The sequence below is a fragment of the Blastococcus sp. VKM Ac-2987 genome (genome assembly GCF_026967805.1).
Lineage (GTDB): Bacteria > Actinomycetota > Actinomycetes > Mycobacteriales > Geodermatophilaceae > Blastococcus.
Genome location: NZ_JAPVBG010000001.1, coordinates 1,240,047 through 1,260,305 on the forward strand (window position 1 = coordinate 1,240,047; position 20,259 = coordinate 1,260,305).

Annotated in this window: 17 protein-coding genes and 1 tRNA gene; 2 read left to right on the top strand and 16 right to left on the bottom strand. The window is 74.7% G+C overall.

Features of this window, described 5'->3' with window-relative positions:
* The 13 genes from O2W17_RS06135 to O2W17_RS06195 form a co-directional block, all read right to left on the bottom strand.
* On the bottom strand, positions 1–2,880 hold a 2,880-nt coding region (locus O2W17_RS06135; protein WP_269191514.1), incomplete at its 3' end, for a PKD domain-containing protein.
* A gap of 527 nt (positions 2,881–3,407) precedes the next feature.
* Positions 3,408–4,148, bottom strand: a complete 741-nt coding sequence (locus O2W17_RS06140; RefSeq protein WP_269191515.1) for a polysaccharide deacetylase family protein — start codon at positions 4,146–4,148, stop codon at positions 3,408–3,410.
* Positions 4,145–5,293: a glycosyltransferase family 4 protein gene (locus O2W17_RS06145; RefSeq protein WP_269191516.1), complete on the bottom strand. Its 1,149-nt coding sequence runs from the start codon at positions 5,291–5,293 to the stop codon at positions 4,145–4,147. Before O2W17_RS06145 ends, O2W17_RS06140 begins: the two co-directional genes overlap by 4 nt.
* 62 nt (positions 5,294–5,355) lie before the next feature.
* On the bottom strand, positions 5,356–5,997 hold the full coding sequence (locus O2W17_RS06150; protein WP_269191517.1) for a hypothetical protein: 642 nt from the start codon (positions 5,995–5,997) through the stop codon (positions 5,356–5,358).
* Positions 5,994–6,755, bottom strand: coding sequence for a CDP-alcohol phosphatidyltransferase family protein (locus tag O2W17_RS06155; protein ID WP_269191518.1), 762 nt, complete (start codon positions 6,753–6,755; stop codon positions 5,994–5,996). The genes O2W17_RS06150 and O2W17_RS06155 overlap by 4 nt, the downstream gene beginning before the upstream one ends.
* A complete protein-coding gene (locus O2W17_RS06160; protein WP_269191519.1) occupies positions 6,752–7,996 on the bottom strand; it encodes a DUF1972 domain-containing protein in 1,245 nt (414 codons plus the stop codon). Before O2W17_RS06160 ends, O2W17_RS06155 begins: the two co-directional genes overlap by 4 nt.
* A gap of 155 nt (positions 7,997–8,151) precedes the next feature.
* Positions 8,152–9,645, bottom strand: coding sequence for a sugar transferase (locus O2W17_RS06165; protein ID WP_269191520.1), 1,494 nt, complete (start codon positions 9,643–9,645; stop codon positions 8,152–8,154).
* 208 nt (positions 9,646–9,853) lie between these two features.
* A complete protein-coding gene (gene pth / locus O2W17_RS06170) occupies positions 9,854–10,420 on the bottom strand; it encodes an aminoacyl-tRNA hydrolase (RefSeq protein WP_269191521.1) in 567 nt (188 codons plus the stop codon).
* Between the two features lie 89 nt (positions 10,421–10,509).
* Complete coding sequence (locus O2W17_RS06175) at positions 10,510–11,226, bottom strand: 50S ribosomal protein L25/general stress protein Ctc (protein ID WP_269191522.1); 717 nt, start codon at positions 11,224–11,226, stop codon at positions 10,510–10,512.
* Positions 11,227–11,358: 132 nt separating this feature from the next.
* A complete protein-coding gene (gene cysC / locus O2W17_RS06180; RefSeq protein ID WP_269191523.1) occupies positions 11,359–12,426 on the bottom strand; it encodes an adenylyl-sulfate kinase in 1,068 nt (355 codons plus the stop codon).
* 55 nt (positions 12,427–12,481) lie between these two features.
* Positions 12,482–13,462, bottom strand: coding sequence for a ribose-phosphate diphosphokinase (locus O2W17_RS06185; RefSeq protein ID WP_269191524.1), 981 nt, complete (start codon positions 13,460–13,462; stop codon positions 12,482–12,484).
* A gap of 13 nt (positions 13,463–13,475) precedes the next feature.
* Positions 13,476–14,987, bottom strand: coding sequence for a bifunctional UDP-N-acetylglucosamine diphosphorylase/glucosamine-1-phosphate N-acetyltransferase GlmU (glmU, locus tag O2W17_RS06190; protein WP_269191525.1), 1,512 nt, complete (start codon positions 14,985–14,987; stop codon positions 13,476–13,478).
* A 34-nt stretch (positions 14,988–15,021) separates the two neighbouring features.
* Positions 15,022–15,097 (bottom strand) — tRNA-Gln (locus O2W17_RS06195).
* A 270-nt stretch (positions 15,098–15,367) separates the two neighbouring features.
* Here O2W17_RS06195 and O2W17_RS06200 point away from each other — a divergent pair.
* Positions 15,368–16,297, top strand: a complete 930-nt coding sequence (locus tag O2W17_RS06200; RefSeq protein WP_269191526.1) for an acyl-CoA desaturase — start codon at positions 15,368–15,370, stop codon at positions 16,295–16,297.
* Between the two features lie 88 nt (positions 16,298–16,385).
* On the top strand, positions 16,386–17,027 hold the full coding sequence (locus O2W17_RS06205; RefSeq protein ID WP_269191527.1) for a TetR/AcrR family transcriptional regulator: 642 nt from the start codon (positions 16,386–16,388) through the stop codon (positions 17,025–17,027).
* A gap of 22 nt (positions 17,028–17,049) precedes the next feature.
* Here the strand turns inward: O2W17_RS06205 and O2W17_RS06210 are convergent, their stop codons facing one another.
* Genes O2W17_RS06210 through O2W17_RS06220 form a run of 3 tightly spaced genes read right to left on the bottom strand, consistent with a single transcriptional unit; the run spans position 17,050 to position 19,954 of the window.
* Complete coding sequence (locus O2W17_RS06210; protein WP_269191528.1) at positions 17,050–17,994, bottom strand: 4-(cytidine 5'-diphospho)-2-C-methyl-D-erythritol kinase; 945 nt, start codon at positions 17,992–17,994, stop codon at positions 17,050–17,052.
* Entirely contained in the window at positions 17,991–18,896 is a 906-nt protein-coding gene (rsmA, locus tag O2W17_RS06215; RefSeq protein ID WP_269191529.1) for a 16S rRNA (adenine(1518)-N(6)/adenine(1519)-N(6))-dimethyltransferase RsmA, read from the bottom strand. Before rsmA ends, O2W17_RS06210 begins: the two co-directional genes overlap by 4 nt.
* Positions 18,863–19,954 (bottom strand): resuscitation-promoting factor, encoded by a 1,092-nt coding sequence (locus tag O2W17_RS06220; RefSeq protein ID WP_269191530.1) that lies wholly within the window; start codon positions 19,952–19,954, stop codon positions 18,863–18,865. The genes rsmA and O2W17_RS06220 overlap by 34 nt, the downstream gene beginning before the upstream one ends.
* Positions 19,955–20,259 lie beyond the last annotated feature (305 nt).

Genomic DNA, 20,259 nt, shown 5'->3' on the forward strand with positions numbered 1-20,259 from the left:
GGTCCACGGCCCACCCGCGTCCGCCGTCCCCAGCCCACCGGTCACCGACCGGTCGAAGGAGTCGGCCGCCAGCACCGAGGAGGTGACGGTCACGCCGCGCTCGACGGTGGTGCTCGCTCCGTCGTCGTCGGTCACCGTCAGGCGCGCCGTGTACGTGCCGTCCTTCGCGTACTCGTGGGTGGCGCGGACACCGGTGCCGGTGCCCCCGTCACCGAAGTCCCAGGCGTACGAGACCACGGTGCCGTCTGCATCCGCCGAGCCGGAGGCGTCGAAGGAAGCGCTGCGCCCCGCCCCGGCGACGGTGAACTCGGCCGTCGGCGCGGCGTTCGGCGGCGGCGCGGTGACGGTCACGCTCCCCGTCCGGCGCGCGGTCGCACCGTCGTCGTCCGTGACGGTGACGGTCACCTGGTAGGTGCCGGCGGACGCGTAGGAGTGGGTCGCCGTCACGCCGCTGCCCGTGCTGCCATCGCCGAAGTCCCAGGCGTACGAGGCGATGGTGCCGTCGGTGTCGCTCGAACCGCTCGCGTCGAGGGACGCGTCGAGGTGGTTCACCGTCGAGGTGAAGTCCGCGGTCGGCGCGATGTTCGTCGCCGTACCGCTGCGACCCACGGCGACGTGGGCGGCGACCCGGTCGGCCGGCAGGGCCGTCGGGTAGATCGCGACCTCGTCGATGGACCCGGTGAAGGTGCGGGCACCGGACCAGACGTTGTCGTAGCCGATGCGCCAGTAGCCGTTGAACACCTGCGCCGACGTGGTGTCGGCGCGTGCGGCGACCTGCTTGCCGTCGACGTACAGCACCATGCCCTTGTCGCCCAGCGTGGCAGCGACGTGGTGCCACGTGCCGTCGTTGTACGCGGTCGGACTGGTGACGACGCGCATGGCGCCCGGGTAGACGCCGAAGTTCACCCGGCCGCTGGTGTCCAGGTAGACCAGCCGGTCGTAGCTGTCGCTGACAGCGGTGGTCGCGCTGCTGAAGCCGAGGATCCGCCCGCCGGTGCGCGAGGAGGTCTTGAACCACGCCTCCGCCGTGAACGTCTGCGGGCCCGCCGTGGCGGTGCTCGTGGAGGCGTAGGAAGAGGTGCTGTCGCTGAAGGTGAAGGCCCGGTCGGCGTCACCGGCCAGCGCGCCGGCCGCGTCCTTGGCGACCGAGCTGCCCAGCGTCAGGTCCGCGGTGCCGCCCAGGTTGAACGCGGTGGACCCGGCGGTCTCCCCCAGCGACCAGTGGCTGATGGCGCCGTCGGCCCGGACCACGTCGGCGTAGGGCCGCGCCGGGCCGCCGGTCGGCACGTCGACCGGCGTCCAGCCGGAGGTGGCGACATTCCCCATGGGATCGGTCGCGGTCACCCGGTACCGGTGCGAACCCGCGGCCAGGCCGGTGTCGCCGACGGTGATGGTCGGCAGGTTCCACCACGAGGACGCGCGCGTGACGGTGTGGACCGGGGTGGCCGAGTCGTCGCGGTAGAGGCGGTAGGTCAGGTTCTCGTTGTCCGCGTCGCTGGTCGTCTTCCACGAGACGCGCACCGCGCCGGCCCCGACCGTCGTGAGGGTGGGCTCCATGCCGGTCGCCACCGGGCCGACCTTGTTCGGCGCCTGGGACGGGAAGGCGAAGCGGACCAGGCCCTGCTGGCCGACGCCGTTGACGCGGGGGAACTCGCCGGCGTAGACGACGTACTGGTCGTTGCCCGTGACGCTCCAGCCCGCCTGGTACTGCCCGGTGATGCTGCCCTGCGTGAGGACCGGGTACCAGTTCTGCAGCGCCGGCGCCGGCTTGCCCTGGAAGTTGGCGTTGCGGCTCGTCCCGTTGACGGTGGTGTGCTGCGTCAGGCTGAACGCCGTCGCGTGCTTCCAGATCTGGGAGGGGGCCGAGTCCGGCCAGCCGCCGATGGAGCTGCAGTTGTGCATGTGCGAGGCGATGTAGAGCGCCTCGCCGGTCGCGAAGCTGGAGTAGTTGTCGCCGTAGCAGTGGGCGACGAAGCGCAGCTCGCCGCCGTCGGCGGCCGCGGCGAAGGTGCCCTCGAGGTTGCCGGTGCCCCTGAAGTCGTAGGCGCTGCCGTAGACGGTCGCGCCGTCGGTGGACAGGCCCCAGATCGCCGAGCCGGTGCCCTGGTTGGTCACCAGCTTGTTCACCGCGAACGGCTTCGTCGCCCCCGAGACCGCGTCGAGGGCACCGACGCCCGTGGCCGCCTGCCCGTTGAGACTGGCGAACCGGCCACCGGCGACGACCTGGGAGCCACCTCCGGTGACCACCAGGGCGAGCACCTCGTTGCTGCCGTTCGTGGCCGAGGCACCAGGGACGGGGGCCCACGGGAGCAGCGCGCCGGTGGCGGCGGACACCGCGGCGAGGCGGGTGCGGCTCACCGAGCCGACGGCGGAGATGTTGCCGCCGAAGTAGACGGTCGAGTCCGTGGCCGCGATCGCCCGGATCTGCCCGCTGACGCTGGGCTTGAAGTCGGGGACCAGCTGACCGGTGGCGGTGTCGTAGGCGGCGATCCGGTTGCGGACCTCCCCGTTGGCGCGGTTGAAGTCGCCCCCGACGTAGATGCGGCGGCCGTCCGGCGAGGCGGCGACCGTCAGCGCCTGGCCGTTGAGGTCCGGCGTGAAGGAGGTGATGAGCTCGCCGGTGCGGATGTCGTAGGCGAGCAGGTTGTTGCGGACGGTCTCCCGCGTGCCGGCGGGCGCCCCGGCCGGCCGGGCAGTGCTGAACCGCCCCGCGACGTAGACGGTGTTCCCGACCACGACCTGCGACCACGCGACACCGTCGATCTGCACGGTGGGCAGCCCGTCGGCGGTGACGGTCACCGGCGTGGCCGGGTTCGTCGGGTCCAGGGGCGCGGAGTCGGCCGACGCCGCCGGGGCCAGGAACCCGAAGGTTCCGCCCATAAGCAGGAGGCTCAATCCGCCCGCGATCCACCGCCGGGTCGTTCCCGACCGCCGTGCCGTCATGCTTCCCCCACGTGCTCAGCCGTGGGACCCACGTGATCCCCCCGGACGCGGCGAACACTAAGCGTGACGATCATGAAGGTGCCAGGCATTCACCCGTCACTCGATCAGGTGCATCACCCCAGGTGGGAGGGCGTCGCCGCACCGGTCGCTGGCTTTCCTGTGACTCAAAGTGATCGAGTGCAGTCACGGGGCAACGGTGGCTCGGCGTGTCCACCCATCGGCGAGCCTGCGGCGCGACGTGCCGACCCCGGCGGCGGGGCGCGTTCCTGGACCGCCCGTCACCGGGCCGCCCGAGCGATCCATCGCAGCCTCCCCCTAACGGGGGAGCCCCGCGCTACTCCGTGGTGCCGAGGACCGCCGCGACCACGCGCGGGAGGACTCGCCCCGCCGGCGTCCGGGTCTGCGAGCCGGTGCCGCAGGTAACGACTCCGAGGACGACCGCCTGCGGCTCGGACGGGGTGGGGCTAGCGACGCCGGAGCAGCCTCAGGTGGTGCCGCGCCATGCGCGCGAGCAGGTGCGCGGCGGTATCGCCGGGGCTGACGTAGCAGCGGGGCAACGTGAACCGGTCGCCCGGGTCGTAGTCGCCGGTGACGCAGGCGTGGTCGTACCCGGCCGCGCGGACCGCGTCGGCCGCCGCGGCGTCGAAACTGCCGTAGGGGTAGCAGAAGCCCGCGACCTCCGCCTGCAGCACGTCCTCGAGGACCCGGCGGCTCTCCCGCACCTCGGCGTCGAGCGCCCCGGGGTCGGCTCCGGCCAGCCGCGGGTGGGTCATGGTGTGGCTGCCCACCTCGTGGCCGGCGGCGGCGACGGCGCGCACCTGCGCCGCGTCCATGATCGGCAGCTGCGGCCCCTCGTCCCACTCGTTGCGACCGGCGATGCGCCCGGCCACCACGTAGACGGTGCCGGTCATGCCGTGCCGCTGCAGCACCGGCACGGCGTGCTCCAGGAAGTCGGTGTACCCGTCGTCGAAGGTGAGGCCCACCAGCCCACGGGACTCCCCGCGCTCCGCGGCGTGCAGCAGCTCGGCCAGGGACACCCCCCGGAGGCCGAGCCGGCCGAGCAGCCGCAGGTGCCGGTCGAGCCGGTCGGGGTGCACGCGCAGGCGGTGCGGATCGGGCTCCGTGGAGGGGCTGATCGAGTGGTACATGAAGATCGGCGGGGTGACGGTCCTGCCCGTCGCGTCACCGCCGGCTCGCCCGGTCACCGTCGTCCTCCTCCGCCCCGTGCCGTTCCGACGAGCGACCGCACCTGGTCGACCAGCTCGTCCTGGTACCGCTCCCCGGCGTGCCGGGCGCGGGCCGTGCGCGCGTCGTCCAGGGCCGCCTGCCGGAAGCCGTCCCAGTCGGCGACGACCCGCTCCACGGCATCGGCCCACTCGGTCACCCGGCCGGGCGGGACGGCCTGCACCGCGGTGTAGCCCGCCGCCGCCTCCCGCAGCCCGCTGGTGTCGGAGACGACGAGCGGGCGCGCGGCCAGGACCGCCTCGACGGTCGTGAGCCCGAAGGACTCCTCACCCACCGACGGGACGAGCACCACGTCCGCGTCGGCCAGGTGCGGCCAGACGTCGGACCGGAAGCCGGCGAAGCGCACCCGCTCGGCCAGCTCCGGCGTCGCGGCCGTGCGCCTGAGCTCGGTCTCGAACCACTCGTAGCCCTCGAACACCGACCCGACCAGCTCCAGCTGCACGTCGACCCCGCGGCGCAGCAGTTCCCGGACCACCGCCAGCGCCACCTGCGGCCCCTTCCGGGGGGACAGCCGCCCGACGTAGAGCAGGCGGAGCGGCCTCTCCGGCGCCGACCGGGCCGGCACGGTCCCGGCCGGGCCCCGGACGGCGTTGTAGACGACCGCGGCGCGCCGCCGGACGCGCGGCGCCACGTCGGCGAGGACGTCGAGGGTGAAGCGGCTGTTGGCCACCACCCGGTCGGCCAGCAGGGGGCAGAGCGCCATCCCCCGGCGCAGCATCCGGGGCGCGGACTCCTCCGCCTCGTGCACGTGGCACAGCGAGGGGCTGCCGGCCAGCCGGGCCAGGAGCGGCCACGACGGCAGGGTGAGGGTGTTGACGTACACCCCGGCGCCGCCGTACCGGCGGATCAACCGGAGCGCGGGCAGGGCACCGAGCAGCGCATCGGCGAGCAGCCGGACCGCACCACGGGGCCGCATCGCGGCGTTCCGCAGCACCGGCATCCGGCACAGGACCACGCGCAGCCCGCGGGCCGCCAGCTCGCCGACCAGCGGGCCCGGACCGGGCAGCACCACCGTGACGTCGAACCGGGTGGCCAGGGCGGTCGCGGAGTCCAGCAGCACCCGGTCGGCGCCGTACAGCTCCGCACCGGGGTGGACGACCAGCACGCGCCGGCTACTCCCGCGGGCCGCGCCTCCCGGCCGCCGTCCGCCGGTGGACGACGGCACGGTCAGCGCCCGGGACCGGTGAAGACCAGGAAGGGTGCTCCGGCCTGGTACCCGACCGACAGGCTGATCAGGTCACGGTCACCGGCGGGGACGCTGAACACGTAGACCCCGAGCTCGCTCTCGTCCGGCTGCAGCATGCCGCTGAACGGTGCGACCGAGGGGTCGTCCAGCGGGGACGCCGGGGCCAGCTCGGTGCCGTGGGCGAGGTCGACGGCGACGCCGTCCAGGGACACCGGCTCGCCGGTGCCGTTGGTGATGCGGACGGTCACCCGCAGCGCCGGACCGGCGATGTTGCCGGGGCCCTGACCGGTGCCCTCGATGGCCTCCAGGGACTCCACCTCGGCGGTGATGCCGTTGCCCACCGCGGCCTGCTGGTCGAGGGCCACGGGCTCCAGGCTCGGCGGGAGCTCGTCGACCACGCTCGTCGGACCGGTGGGCTCCGGCGTCACCGGCGCCGGAGCCAGCTCCACCGGTGGGGCCAGGGACGTGGGCGCGGCCGACGCCCCCGGCTCGCCCGCACTGCCGCCGCCCCCGGGCTCGCGGACGACGAGGACGACGAGCAGGACCGCGGCCAGGAGGGCCACCAGCCCGCCACCGAGGACCAGCCGGCGCCGGGCGGTGGGTGCCGGAGGGGAAACGCTCATCGGGGCAGCCTCTTCATCTCGTGGAACCACTTGACCGAGGCGAGGGCCAGGAATCCGGCCGCCGCCAGGAACAGCACCGCGTACGCGGGGACGAACAGCCACGGGAGCCCGTAGCCGACGAACAGGCAGGCCAGCAGGCCGTAGTCGGTCGGCAGCGTCAGCAGGGAACGCGCCACACCGGCCCGCTGGGCCGTGGGCTGCGCGCGGGTGGCGACACCGTGCTGGGCGCGCAGGGCCTCGTTGAGCATCGTGGCGAAGTAGGTCACCGCGTCGACCAGGCAGTAGCCGAGCGGCACCAGCAGCACCCAGGTCTCGACGACGTCGAACCGGTACAGGCCGATCACCAACCCGAGGTGCAGACCCGTCGCCTTCGCGGCGTCGACCATGTGGTCCAGCCACTCCCCCGCCGGCGAACCGCCGCCGCGGAGCCGGGCCACCTGGCCGTCGGCGGAGTCGAGGGCGTAGCCCAGCACCAGGCAGGCGGCGACGACGAGGCCCAGCGGGACCGACGGCCGGACGAGCGCGAGCAGGGCGATGCCCGTGGCGGTGAAGACGGCGCTGATCCCGGTGACCGCGTTCGGCGTGAGCCCGGCCCGGTAGGCGAGCGCGGCCAGCAGGCGGCCGAACGGGCGGTTGACGAACCGGGAGTAGGCCGGTGCGCCGACGGCGCCCTTCTGCGCCGAGGACAGCCGCCGCAGGACCACGCGCAGCGCCTCGGGCGGCGTGCCGTCCGGTCGGTGGTCGACGGTCGCGGTCACTGCTGCCCCGCCCGTAGCTGCGGCACCGACTCCGGAGCGGACGTCGGCAAGGGGATGACGACGCCCGGGACCGCCGCCGGACGGGGAGCCCGTCGGCCGCGCGGCGACCACGTCCCGGACCGGCGGCCGCTGGGCCGGCGCGCCGGGACGTCGCGGTCGCTCAGCCGGCGCGCCAGCTGCTCGTACCCCGATGCCACGTCGTCCCAGTCGTACCGCTCGGCCAGACCGGTGGCGCGGCGCCCGGCGGCGCGCACCGTCGCGGGAGCGGCCTCCGCCTCGTCGACCAGCCGCGCGACGTCGGCCGCGTCCGCGAAGTAGCGCCCGGCGTCCGCGGCCACCTCGCGGTTGAAGTCGACGTCGAAGGCCAGGACGGCCGCGCCGGCGCCGAGCGCCCGCAGCAGCGAGGGGTTGGTACCGCCGACCGAGTGCCCGTGCAGGTAGGTGAAGGCGGAGGCGTAGAGCTGGTCAAGCTGCTGCTGGTCCCAGACACCGCCGAGGAAGCGCACCCGGTCGTCGGCGAGCGCGTGCACGTGCCGGGTGTAGTCGTCGGCGTACGGCGCCGAGCCGACCACGACCAGCGGCTTGCGGGCCCCGCTGCGCCGGTAGCCGTCGACGATCACGTCGACGTGGTTCTCCGGCTCGAAGCGGGCGACCACCAGGTGGTAACCGCCGGGCGTGAGCCCCAGCTCGGCGAGCCGGTCGGCACCGGGCCGGACCAGCGGGGCGCCGTAGGTGAGCAGGCTCGTCGGCGCCCCGAACTCCGTCCGGTAGTAGTCGGCGATCCCCTGCGCGTCGGCGATGAGGGCGTCCGACCACCGCACGGCCAGGGCCTCCGCGGCCCGGTAGTAGCGCTGCCCGACCGGGCCCCACTTGGCCCGCTTCCACTCCAGCCCGTCGACGTGCGTGGCGACCGGGATGCCGAACGCACGCAGGGCCGGCAGCAACGGCGCGTTGGCGGCGTTGAACACGAAGGCGGCGTCGCTGCGGTGGGCCACGAGGTGGGCCACCGAGAGCGCCGAGTGGGTCAGCGTCTCCAGCGCCCGCGTGCGGGCCGCCGGGAGGTGGACCAGGTCCATGCCCAGGTGCCGGGCCGGCCGCTCGTCCTGGCCCGGGGTGGTCCGGCAGTACACCACCACCTCGTGGCCGCGATCGGCCAGCCGACGGCCGACCTCCTCCACGGCGGTCTCGAACCCACCGTAGCGAGCGGGCACGCCGCGCGTGCCGACCATGGCGATCCGCATGGCCCCTCCGTCCGTGTCCCGGCGCGTGCGGCTCCACCGACCCGGTGGACGCCGCCTCGACGCCTCTCTCACCAGGAGCTTCGGCGAAGAGACGGCTGACGAGGCCTTTCGGCGGGAGCGCGTGACCCGTGCGAGTGACGCCCGGACGAGGTGGGTCAGTAGGCCCCGGAGCTGGAGAGCACGGCCCGTCCGGTCTTCCAGAGGATGAGCAGGTCGAGGGCGAGCGACCAGTTCTCCACGTACCGCAGGTCCAGCCGGACGGACTCCTCCCACGACAGGTCGCTGCGGCCGGAGATCTGCCACAGACCGGTCAGGCCCGGCTTGACCAGCAGCCGTCGGCTGACCGACGTGTCGTAGCGCGCCACCTCGTCGGGCAGCGGCGGCCGCGGACCGACCAGCGACATGGACCCGCCGAGCACGTTGAGCAGCTGGGGCAGCTCGTCCAGCGACAGGCGGCGCAGCAGCCGGCCGACCGGGGTCACCCGGGGGTCGGTCCGCATCTTGAACAGCAGGCCGTCCGAGATGTTGTCCTTCCGCAACTGCTCCAGCTGGCGGTCGGCGTCCACCACCATGCTGCGGAACTTGAGCATCGTGAACGGCTTCCCGTTGAGGCCGACGCGCTCCTGCCGGAACAGCACCGGCCCGGGGCTGGTGCAGGCGACAGCGGCGGCGATCAGCGCCAGGACCGGCGCGAGCAGCAGCAGCGCGACGCCCGCGACGACCCGGTCCAGCCCACCCTTGACCACCCGGCGCCAGCCCTCGAAGGAGGGCTGCTCGACCGCGAGCAGGGGCAGCCCCTCGAAGGGGCGGATGTGCAGCCGGGGACCGGCCACCTCGATGAGCCCGGGGGCCACCAGGAGCTCGATGCCGGTGCCCTCGAGCTGCCAGGACAGCTGCCGCAGGTACTGCGCGGCGGTCTCGCTGGCCGAGGTGACCGCGATGGTGTCCGCGTCGTGCGCCGCCGCGAGGGCCAGCACGTCGTCGAGGCCACCGACCGGCACGCCGGCCAGGCCGGCCACCCGGACCCGGTCGGCCGGGGTCACCGCGGCCGCCACGACCTCCAGACCGGCGTACCGCTCGCGCTGCAGCCGGGTCACCAGCTCGAGAGCCGCTCCACCACGACCCACCACGACGACCCGCTTGGTGCATCGCCCGGCCGCCCGGAGCCCGCGCAGGCGGGCACGGGCCAGGAACCGGACGAGCAGGGTGGCGCCGGTCAGCGCGGGGATGGCGACGAGGACGAGGGCCCGGCTGAGTTCCAGGGCGGTGACGTAGGAGATGAAGCTGGCGGAGGCGAGGAGGAGGAAGCCGGCCCGGCCCACCCGCCGGTACTCGTCGCTGCCGGTGCCGTACACCCGCTCGGAGTAGGCGCCGGTGGCCCCGAGCAGCGGCGGCCAGGCGACCAGGAGGACCACCGCCGCCCACAGCAGCGGCGTACCGATCGCGATCTGGTCCGCGCGGGGCACGAGGACGGCGGCTCCGGCGACGCCGGCGAGCACGGTCTCCGTCGCGATCAGCGCGGCGGTGTAGTACCGCACCCAGGCGGGCGCCGGACGACGCGCGAGCGGCCTGGACGCCGGGTTCGACCTCCCGGACGCACCGGACAGGACGTCGGCCCCGGTGCTCGCCTGGTGGCGTTCCAACAGCATGCGTTCCCCCGAACGATCTCACTCACCGTGATCGGACCCGCACTCGGCGGTGGATCACGAACGGCTGAGCAGCCACTTCTCGTGCGCGTGGGTGTTGATTGCGACCAACACTCACAGAGAGTCATCGAAAGGGTCAACGCGAATGGTGCCGCTTCACCCGATCGGGCCGAACGGGTGCACCGGCCGCCGTTCTGGCGGAGGGGATCGGTCAGCTCCGGGGGTGGACCTGGTTCTGCGCGGCCTCGAGGCCGCCGGCGAGGAGCGCCTCGGCGGCGTCGGCCGCCTCGACGATCAGCAGGTCCAGCTCCTTGCGCTCGGTGGCCGAGAAGTCCTTGAGGACGAAGTCGGCCGGATCCTGCCGGCCGGGCGGCCGGCCGATGCCCACCCGCACGCGCAGGTAGTCCTTCGTGCCGGACGAGCGGGTGATCGACCGCAGGCCGTTGTGGCCGCCTTCGCCGCCGCCGCGCTTGAGCCGCACGGCCGAGAAGGGGATGTCGAGCTCGTCGTGGACGACGACGAGCTGCTCGGGCGGCAGCTTGTGGTAGTCCAGCAGGCCACGGACCGGGCTGCCGGACTCGTTCATGTAGGTCGACGGCACGGCGAGCACGACCCGCCGTCCGGCCAGCCGTCCCTCACCGGAGACCGCCCGGGCACGGGCGCCCTTGCCGGGGGTGAGCCGGATCCCGGCGCGCCGGGCCAGCTCGTCGACGACCATCGCGCCGACGTTGTGCCGGTTGCCGGCGTAGCCGGGGCCCGGGTTGCCCAGACCGACCACGAGGAACGGGCCCTCGGGGACCGGGGACGCCGCAGGGGCGCCGGCGGTGCCGGCGCCCCTGCGGGCCGTGCTCTCGGTCAGCGGATGCCTCAGCCGTTGTCGGCGGACTTCTCGGCCGAGTCCATCGACTCGCCGCTGCCCTGGTCCTGCGGCTCGGGCACGACGTCGCCCTCGCCGGCACCCTCGGCCGCCTCGTCGGACTCCTCGCGCTCGATGCCGGCCTCGGCCTCGGCCTCGGCCAGCTCGGCCTCCAGCGCCTCGGCGGTGGGTGCACCCAGGAAGCCGATGACCAGCGCCTCCGGGTCGGTGATCAGCGTCGACCCGGCGGGCAGCACGAGGTCGCCGGCGGTGATGCCCTGACCGGCCTCGCGACCGGTGACGTCGACCTCGATGCTCTCGGGCAGGCGGGTGGCGTCGGCCTCGACCGAGACGGTGTTGAGCTGGTGGTTCGGGATGGAGTCGGGCGCGGGCTGCCCGACGATCACGATCGGCACGTCGACGGTGGTCTTCTCGCCGCGGCGGACGAGCAGCAGGTCGACGTGCTCGTGCTGGCGGGTCAGCGGGTCGCGCTGCACGGCCTTGGTCAGCGCCAGCTGGTCCTTGCCGTCCAGGGTGATGGTCAGCAGGACGTTGGAACCGCCGTTGCGCAGCGCCGCGGCGAACTCGCGGGCCGGCAGGGACAGGTGGACGACGTCCTGGCCGTGCCCGTAGAGAACGGCCGGGACGCGGCCGGCACGGCGGGTGCGGCGGGCGCTGCCCTTGCCGAACTCGGTGCGGGTCTCGGCGTCGAGGCGGAAGTCGGCCACGGTGGTGTGCTCCTCAGAAGAGTGGATCGGTCTGCGGTCCGGCGACCGGGCGCAGCACACCCCACGGGGCACACGCACGTCGATCACGGAGTACGGGCGGACCGTCTCCCTCGCCGGGCAACGGGAGACAGGTTACCCCAGCGAGCCGGGGTGCCGGTCGCGCCCCTGCCTCCGGCGGGCCAGGACCGCGTCGAGCACCAGGCGGGCGCACGCCTCGACGTCCCTGCCCGTGGTGTCGACGGTGATCTCGGCGTCGGTGGGCACCTCGTAGGGATCGCTGATGCCGGTGAACGCCGGGATCTCCCCACGGCGCGCCTTCGCGTAGAGCCCCTTGCGGTCCCGGGCCTCGCACTCGGCCAGCGGGGTGGCGACGTGCACCAGCACGAAGCTGTCCCGCCCGGCCTGGGCCGCCACCTCGCGCCGGACGTCGGCCCGCACGGCGGCGTACGGGGCGATCGGCGCGCAGACGGCGATCCCGCCGTGCTTGGCGACCTGCGCGGCCACCCAGCCGATCCGCCGCACGTTGGTGTCGCGGTCCTGCTGCGAGAAGCCGAGCCCCGCCGACAGGTGGGAGCGGACCTCGTCGCCGTCGAGCAGCGTGACGGTGGAGCCGGCCTCGAGCAGCAGCTCCACCACCCGCCCGGCGATCGTCGACTTGCCCGCCCCGGACAGGCCGGTGAAGAACAGCACCGTGCCGCCCGTCCGGGCCGGCTCCGGGTCGACCCGGTCGCCCAGGAGGGTGCCGCCGTACCGCGCGGCCAGGTCGGCCCAGGCCACCTCCGGGGAGGCGGCGGTCACCGGCACGAGCACCAGCTCGACCTCGCGCCCGGCCTCGCGGACGCCGGCCCACGCGGCGGCGCCGGCGGAGACCGAGGCGGAGTCGGCCGGGGTCCCGGCCACCGGCAGCAGCGCGAGCACCTGCGCGGGCAGCTCCGCCGGGTCGGCGGGAGGCCGGCCGACCCAGGCCGCCGGGGCCGTCCACCCGCGCTCGGCCAGCCGCCGCGCGACCGTGGCGGGTGAGCGCCACCGCGGGAGCTCGGCCACCACCAGCCCGTCGCCCTCGCGGACGGCCACCGGCACGCCCTGGGCGTCCTCGAAGTCGTCGCCGGGAGGCAGGTCGGGCACCGCCGCGGCCAGGCCGAAGGAGTAGCGGGCCACGGCGGCGACCTGGGCGTCACCGAGTCGGGAGCGGGCTGGCACGCCGGCCATCCTCCCAGGGCGCCGTGCGCCCCCGGCGCCCTGGCGGGTCAGCGGCTCAGCTGGCCCCGTCGAACAGGCTGGTGACCGAGCCGTCCTCGAAGACCTCCTTGATCGCGCGCGCCAGCAGCGGGGCGATCGAGAGGACGGTGAGCTTGTCGAAGTGGCGCTCCGGCTCGATCGGCAGCGTGTTGGTCACGATGACCTCGCTGACCTTGCTGTTGGACAGCCGCTCGACCGCGGCGCCCGACAGCACGCCGTGCGTGGCCGTGACGATCACGTCCGCGGCACCGGCGTCGAAGAGCGTCTCGGCGGCCTTCACGATCGTGCCGCCGGTGTCGATCATGTCGTCGACCAGGATGCAGACCCGGCCCTCGACCTCGCCGACCACGCGGTTGGCGACGACCTCGTTGGCGACCAGCGGGTCGCGGGTCTTGTGGATGAAGGCCAGCGGGGTGCCGCCGAGCTTGTCGCTCCAGCGCTCGGAGACCCGGACCCGGCCGGAGTCGGGCGAGACGACGGTGATGTCGCGGTCGCCCCAGCGCTCGCACACGTGCTTGACCAGCAGGTCGAGGGCGAAGAGGTGGTCGACGGGGCCGTCGAAGAAGCCCTGGATCTGGGCGGTGTGCAGGTCCACGGTCATCAGCCGGTCGGCGCCCGCGGTCTTGAACATGTCGGCGACCAGGCGGGCGGAGATGGGCTCGCGGCCGCGGTGCTTCTTGTCCTGCCGGGCGTAGGGGAAGAACGGCGCCACGACGGTGATCCGCTTGGCCGACGCGCGCTTGAGCGCGTCCACCATGATCAGCTGCTCCATGAGCCAGGTGTTGATCGGGGCGGTGTGGCTCTGCACCACGAAGGCGTCGCAGCCGCGCACCGACTCCTCGAACCGCACGAAGAGCTCGCCGTTGGCGAACTCGTAGGAGGCCGTGGGGGTGGGCGTCACGCCCAGGTGACCGGCGATCTCGTCGGTCAGCGCCGGGTAGGCCCGACCGGAGAAGAGCATCATGCTCTTGCTGTTCGCCTGCCGGATGGCACTCATCGGCTCGCTGTCCCTAGCTGTCGGAGTCCGCACGGGAGGACTCGGACCGGTCCTCCCGGGGTGCCTCGGTCCGGCTCTCGGCCGCTGCCGCGGCCTCCGCAGCGGGCGTTCCGGACCGTCGGCGACGCACCCAGCCTGCCACATTCCGCTGGGGTGCCCGAGCGACGGCCATGGCGCCCGGGGGGACGTCGGAGGTGATGACCGACCCGGCGGCGGTGTAGGCGCCGTCCCCCACCGTGACCGGCGCCACGAGCATGGTGTCGGAGCCGACCCGCACGTGGTCGCCGATGGTCGTCCGGTGCTTGGCCACGCCGTCGTAGTTGACGAAGACGGTGGCCGCGCCGATGTTCGCGCCCCGGCCGATGGTGGCGTCGCCGACGTAGGACAGGTGCGGCACCTTCGACCCCTCCCCCACCTCCACGTTCTTGGTCTCCACGAAGGCGCCGACCTTGGCGCGGCCTGCCAGCCGCGTGCCCGGGCGCAGGTAGCTGAACGGGCCGACGACGGACTCCGGCCCGATGACCGCGCCGAGGCAGTGCGACCGGACGACGGAGGCACCCTCTCCCACCTCGGTGTCGACCAGCGTCGTGTCCGGTCCCACCTGCGCGGCCGCACCGACCGAGGTCGCCCCTTCGAGCTGGGTGCCGGGCTTCAGGACGGCGTCGGGGCCCACCGAGACCGTGACGTCGACCCAGGTGGTCGCCGGGTCGACGACGGTGACCCCGCTGCGCATCAGCTCGTCGAGCACCCGGTCGTTGAGGGTCCGCCGGCGGGCGGCGAGCTCCCGGCGGTCGTTGCAGCCGAGGACGTCGTCCGGGTCGTCGGCGCGCACCGCGGCCGTGGGCGCACCGCCGGCGACCAGCGGGGCGAGCGCGTCGGTCAGGTACTGCTCGCCCTGCGCGTTCGACGAGCCGAGCCCGGCCAGCACCCGTCGTAGCGTGCCGGCGTCGGCGACGTAGACGCCCGCGTTGACCTCGCGGATCGCCCGCTGCTCCGCCGTGGCGTCGCGCTCCTCGACGATGGCCTGCGGCGCACCGCGCCCGTCCCGGACGATCCGGCCGAGCCCGGTCGGGTCGTCGACCTCGGCGGTCAGGACGGTGAAGACGCTGCCGGCCGCGTCGTGCGCCGCCACGAGAGCCTGGAGCGTCCGGGCCGTCAGCAGCGGGGAGTCCCCGTTGACGATGAGGACGGCGCCCTCGAGGTCGGGCACGGCGGCCAGCGCGACGGCGGCGGCGTGGCCCGAGCCGAGCTGCTCCTCCTGGAGGACGGGCAGCGCGGCGGGCGCGACCTGCGCCAGGTGCTGCTCCACCTGGTCCCGACCGGAGCCCACGACGACGACGGTCGCGCCGGCGCGCAGCGGCGCGGCGGCCGCGAGCACGTGGCCGAGCATGCTGCGCCCCCCGAGGGCGTGCAGCACCTTGGGGCGCGACGAGCGCATGCGCGTGCCCTGCCCGGCGGCCAGGACCACGACGGCGGCCACGGGCGGAACGGGTGCGGGGGTGGCAGCGGGCTGCACGTGGGTCACGGATCTCCTCGGTCGGCGACGACGGACGGCTGGCTGGCTGGGGGACTCGGACTCGAACCGAGACTGCACGGCACCAAAGGCCGGCGGGCTGCCGATTACCCCATCCCCCACACCGGTGCCGCTGCCGGCCCGGGGGCGCCGGTGCACCGGCGCCCGGAGCGAGCCTAGGGCCCGAGGGCCGGAGCGGGCATCTGCCCCGGGGGGCGGCCGCTCCGCCGCTCCGGTCGCCGGCTTCCCTACGGTCCCGTAGGTTACGGCTACGGAGCCGGGCCAGAGCCGCGCCGGCCGCATCCCACCTCGGTCGCCCCGGAGGCCCCTTGTCCGCTCCTGCTCGTACCCGGCCCTTGGCGCCACCGCGCGCCGCAGAACCGCACGCCGGGTTGCCGGCCAACGCGATCGGCCGGCGCAAGAGCGTCCTCGAGATCGTGACGCTCTACGCCTTCGTGGTCGTGCCGTTCCTGGCGATCGCGGCGATCGTCCCGGCCGTGTGGGGCTGGGGGCTGTCCTGGCTCGACGTCGGGCTCGCCGTCGGCTTCTACTTCTTCACGCTGCTCGGCGTGACCGTGGGCTACCACCGGTACTTCACGCACGGCTCCTTCAAGGCCAAGCGCCCCCTGCGGCTGCTGCTGGCCGTCGCGGGCTCGATGGCCGTGCAGGGCCCGGTCGTGCAGTGGGTGGCCGACCACCGGCGGCACCACGCCTTCTCCGACCGCGACGGCGACCCGCACTCGCCGTGGCGCTACGGCACCGACGCCCGCGCCCTGCTCAAGGGCATGTTCCACGCCCACCTCGGCTGGCTGTTCGAGCGGCGCAAGACCAGCCAGGAGCGCTACGCCCCCGACCTGATGAAGGACTCCGCGCTGGTCACCACCGACCGGCTGTTCACGGTGTGGGCGGCGATCAGCCTCTTCCTCCCGGCCGTCATCGGCGGTCTGGTGACGGCGAGCTGGGCGGGCGCCTGGACGGCCTTCTTCTGGGCGGGCCTGGTCCGCATCGGGCTGCTGCACCACGTCACGTGGTCGATCAACTCGGTCTGCCACGTCGTCGGCGACCGCCCGTTCGTCTCCCCCGGCCGCGACCGGGCGACGAACTTCTGGCCGCTGGCGATCCTCAGCGCGGGCGAGTCGTGGCACAACCTGCACCACGCCGACCCGACCTGCGCCCGGCACGGTGTGCTGCGCGGTCAGATCGACATCAGCGCCCGCACCATCTGGGTCTTCGAGAAGCTCGGCTGGGCGTGGAACGTGAAGTGGCCCGACCCGGTGCGGCTCGCGGCCAAGCGTCGCGTCCCCGCTGCGGCGACCAGCTGACGGTCCCCTCCCCGGCGTCTCCTCCGCCCGGGCCCCCCGGTATCTCCCGGGTGCCCGGGCGGAGCCGTCTTCCGGGCACGATGGCCCCGTGAGCACGCGGAGCGCGGCGTCCCCGGCCGGGTCCCGTCCACGGCGGGGCCGGGTCCGCATGACCGGTCCCGAGCGGCGCAGCCAGCTGCTCGACGTGGGCCGCGAGCTGTTCGCCCTCAAGGGGTTCGACGCCACCTCCGTCGAGGAGATCGCCGCGCACGCCGAGGTGAGCAAGCCCGTCGTCTACGAGCACTTCGGCGGCAAGGAGGGGCTGCACGCCGACGTCGTCGACCGGGAGATGCACCGCCTGGTCGACCGGTTCGGCACCGCCCTCTCGGCACCCGGCCAGCCCCGTGAGCTGCTCGAGCGCGCCGCCCTGGTCCTCCTCGACTACATCGAGGCGGACACCGACGGCTTCCGGGTGCTCACCCGCGACGCACCGGTGACCAGCGGCGGCGGCTCGTTCGGGTCGCTGATCGGCGACCTCGCCCACCAGGTGGAGCACGTCCTGGCCCGGGAGTTCGCCGCCCGCGGCTACCGGCCGGAGCTGGCCCCGCTCTACAGCCAGGCGCTGGTAGGCATGGTGGCGCTGGTCGGTCAGTGGTGGCTGGAGACGCGCTCCCCGGGCAAGCACGAGGTGGCCGCCCAGCTGGTCAACCTGGCCTACAACGGGCTGTCCCGCCTCGACCCGCACCCGTAGCCGGGCCCGGAGGGCCGCCCGGTCAGGGGAGCACGCGGGCGCCGGGCACCGGCCCGGTGACCGCCCGCACGGTGCGGAAGACGCCCACCCCGGCGAGCTCGGCGGCCAGCCGGACGGCGCCCTGCTCGTCGGGCGCCAGGGCCGCCACCGTGGGGCCCGACCCGCTCACCAGCGCGGCCAGGGCGCCGGCGTCCTGCGCCGCACGCAGGGCCCGGCGCAGGTCCGGCCGCAGGCTCAGCGCGGCGGGCTGCAGGTCGTTGGAGAGCGCCGTCGCGAGGTCGGCGGCCGTGCCCGAGCGCAGGGCGGCGAGGACCGGCCCGGCCGGGGTCGGCTCGGCGACGTCGGGCACCCGGCCCCCGGCCCGCAGCCGGTCGAGCTCGCCGTAGACGGCCGGCGTCGACAGCCCCTCCCCGGCGATGCCCAGCACCCAGTGCCACCGGCCGGCGGCCAGCACCGGCGTCACCTGCTCACCGCGGCCGGTGCCGAGGGCGACCCCGCCGACGAGCCCGAACGGCACGTCGCTGCCGAGCCGGGCGGCCAGCCCCAGCAGGTCCTCCCGCGCGGCCCGGGTACCCCACAGCGCGTCGAGGGCCACCAGCGTCGCCGCGGCGTCCGCGCTCCCACCGGCCAGGCCGGCGGCCACCGGGATGCTCTTCGCGACGTGCAGCTCGGCGTCCGGGCGCACGCCGGCGGCGCCGGCCAGCAGCTCGGCGGCCCGCCAGACCAGGTTGGTGCGGTCGGCGGGCACCTGCCCGGGCCCGCCCGCCACGCCGGTGCCCTCGCCGGTCAGCCGCAGGGTCAGGCCCTCGCCGGGCCGGGCCGTGACCGTGTCGTGCAGCGACACGGCGAAGTAGACCGTGGCCAGGCCGTGGAAGCCGTCCTCGCGCGGCGGGCCCACGCCGAGGTGGACGTTCAGCTTCGCCGGCGCCCGGACGACGACGGCGTCCCCGGCCGCGCCGTCGCTCACGGCTGCACCGGGTCGGTGGCGGCCAGGCGGGCGAAGTCGGTGACCGAGAGCTGCTCACCGCGGGCCGAGGGGTCGATGCCGGCCGCGCGCAGCCGCACCTCGGCCGCGGCCGGGCTCCCCGCCCAGCGGGCGAGCGCCGCCCGCAGGCCCTTGCGACGCATCCCGAAGGCGGCGTCCACCACGGCGAAGGTCGCCCGCCGGTCCCCCGGCGGCGGCGGACGCCGGACCAGCTCGACAAGGCCGGAGTCGACGTTGGGCTCGGGCCAGAAGACCCGGCGGCCGACGTTTCCGGCGCGGCGCACCTCGCCGTACCAGGCGGCCTTGACCGACGGGACGCCGTAGGCGGGCGTCCCGGGGGCCGCGGCGAGCCGCTCGGCCACCTCGGCCTGGACCAGGATCATGGCCCGGTCCAGGGTGGGCAGCAGCTCCAGCAGGGTGAGCAGCACCGGGACGGCGACGTTGTAGGGCAGGTTCGCCACGAGCGCCGTCGGCGGCCGCCCGGGCAGCTCGGTGACGCGTAGGGCGTCGCCCTCGACGACGGTCAGCCGGTCGGCGAGGTCGGGGCGGCGGGCGGCGACGGTCCGCGGCAGCAGCGCGGCCAGCCGCGGATCGATCTCCACCGCCGTCACGTGCGCCGCCGCGGGCAGCAGGCCCAGGGTCAGCGAGCCGAGGCCTGGGCCCACCTCGAGCACGACGTCGTCGGGCCGGACGCCGGCGGTGCGCACGATCCGCCGGATCGTGTTCGCGTCGTGCAGGAAGTTCTGCCCCAGGCTCTTGGTGGGACGCAGCTCGAGCTGCTGGGCCAGGTCGCGGATCGCGGCCGGGCCCAGCAGCCCGCTGGTCTGCTCGGGTTCGGTGCTCAGCGGGATCAGCTGAACAGGCGGGGTCCGCAGTGCGGCCACTGACCGGCACCGGAGCGCTGGTACAGCAGCTGCGCCCGGTAGGTCTGCTCGTCGGGCGAGGCGGCCGACGGCAGCCCGGAACCGCCCACGCCCTGCCAGGTGGCCGTGGAGAACTGGTACAGCCCGTGGTACTTGCCGGTCCCGCTGACCGCGGTCGGCCGGCCGCCGGACTCGCAGGCGGCGAGGGCGGCCCAGTTCAGGCCGTCGGCGGAGGGGCGGTTCGTGGGGCGGGCCTTGGTGCCGACCGTCACGAGCTCGTCGACCGGCGCCCGGGTGACGCTGGTGGACAGCTGCTCGCGGCCGGTCTCCTGCCCGTCGACCACGGTCACCCGGTAGGTGGTCGACTGCTCGCCGTCGACGCCCGGCCGGGTGACCGTCTCGTCGCCCTGGAAGGCCGCGGCGTCCTCGGCCTCCACCCGGCCGTGCGCGACCGGGGTGACCTCGGTGACGTCGGAGACCTGCACCCGGTACACCTGCAGGCGCATCCGGTTCAGCAGCGCCTGGGTGGGCTTGAGGCTGGTGCGGTCGGTGTCGCTCAGCGCGATGCCCTGCTCGGCGAGGAGGTCGCCGGCGGTCGCGGCCGTCGTGGTGACCACGCGCTCGGCGCCGTCGGCCACGAGCACGATGTCCTTGGGCGTGGTGATCGTCAGCTGCATGCCCTCGAGCGGCAGGCGGTCGCTGCGGCTGGCGGAGAGCACCAGACCCTCGGCCCGGAGGCCGAGCTGGTCGAGCGCCTCCTCGACCGACAGCGCGGTCACCTGCACCTGGCGGGAGACGCCGTCGATGGTGAGCTCGAGCGGCCGGGCCCGGTTGAGGACGACGGTGGAGCCGTCGCTCACCCGCTGGTCCGCGGCCGGCAGGACGACGTCCTGGGCGGCGAGGGTGAGGCCCTCCTCCTCCAGCACGTCGCCCACGGTGTCGGCGTAGGTGCCGACCTCGCGGGCCTGCCCGTCGATGGTCAGCACGACGGACTTCTGGGCGAGGAAGAAGGCCAGCGTCCCGCCCACGAGTCCGAGGAGGACGAGGGCGAAGAGGCTGAACTGCAGGGAGCGGCGCACGACACTTCCAGGGGTCACAGAGCCCGGGCAGGAGATCGGCTGGGCCGCAGGGAGCGGCCCGACCGTGATCCCGGCTCGGACGGCGGCCGCCCGGGGAGCCGGGGCAGTGGGCGCCACCCGGGTCGTTCTCCACCCCGGCTGTCGATCACGACACGATAACGAACACTCGTCGCGTGGCTACGGTGCACGACGAGTGAAGCAGACCTCGCAGCCGCTCACCGTGGGCGCGCCGGTACCCCTCGTGACGGCCGTGCCGGGTGGGACGGGTGGTACGGATGTGCCGTCACCCGACCGGGGGTGATCAA

Coding starts and splice junctions, on each gene's coding strand:
- O2W17_RS06150 (WP_269191517.1), bottom strand. CDS start 5,997: ATGAGCGTTTCCCCTCCGGCACCCACCGCCCGGCGCCGGCTGGTCCTC.
- O2W17_RS06160 (WP_269191519.1), bottom strand. CDS start 7,996: ATGCGGATCGCCATGGTCGGCACGCGCGGCGTGCCCGCTCGCTACGGT.
- O2W17_RS06165 (WP_269191520.1), bottom strand. CDS start 9,645: ATGCTGTTGGAACGCCACCAGGCGAGCACCGGGGCCGACGTCCTGTCC.
- O2W17_RS06185 (WP_269191524.1), bottom strand. CDS start 13,462: ATGAGTGCCATCCGGCAGGCGAACAGCAAGAGCATGATGCTCTTCTCC.